We start from the raw sequence: 618 nt of genomic DNA, 5'->3' as shown, positions 1-618 counted from the left end.
GCCCAACCCTTTTGGGAGGGAGCCGTCGAAGGTGGGATCGGTAATTAGGACTAAGTCGTAACAAGGTAGCCGTACCGGAAGGTGCGGCTGGATCACCTCCTTTCTAAGGAGCATCTGGCATCCTCTTGAGGGTGTCCAGGCGCCAGATTCGAGACACACGTTCTCGACTGGTAGCTCATGGGTGGAACAATTGACAAGGTGCGAGGGATGAGGTTTCACACTTAGTACGCTGCTTGCAGCTGGAAACGTGGGGGGCATCGGGTCTCGTACATGCACGCTGTTGGGTCCTGAGGGACCGGATGTGCTCGACCGGAAGGTTGGGCCTGACGAACCTCTGGACCTTTTCTTGTTTGCCGGCGCTGCCGGCAGGCGGGGAGGGTACCGCCCGTACTTTGAGAACTACACAGTGGACGCGAGCATCTTTGAGATGACTTTCGTGGAATGAGAAACCGGCTTGCCGGTGGCTCTGACGCGTGGTCATTTCACATAGATGATCTTTTTAGATCATTAGTCAATTTCATACCGGGTCTTTGATCCGGGCCGAAGAGACGAACTCATGTGATTTTCAAATCTTTAAGAGCAAACGGTGGATGCCTTGGCATCTGGCTTGGCATCTGG

Annotated in this window: 1 rRNA gene; it reads left to right on the top strand. The window is 54.4% G+C overall.

From position 1 onward, the window contains the following. Positions 1-103: ribosomal RNA gene (locus ACXJ3V_RS20370) — 16S ribosomal RNA — on the top strand; the annotation flags it as partial. Between the last annotated feature and the right edge of the window lie 515 nt (positions 104-618).

The sequence above is a fragment of the Microbacterium sp. P5_E9 genome, assembly GCF_054049175.1.
This window is presented reverse-complemented; position numbering and strand designations above follow the sequence as displayed.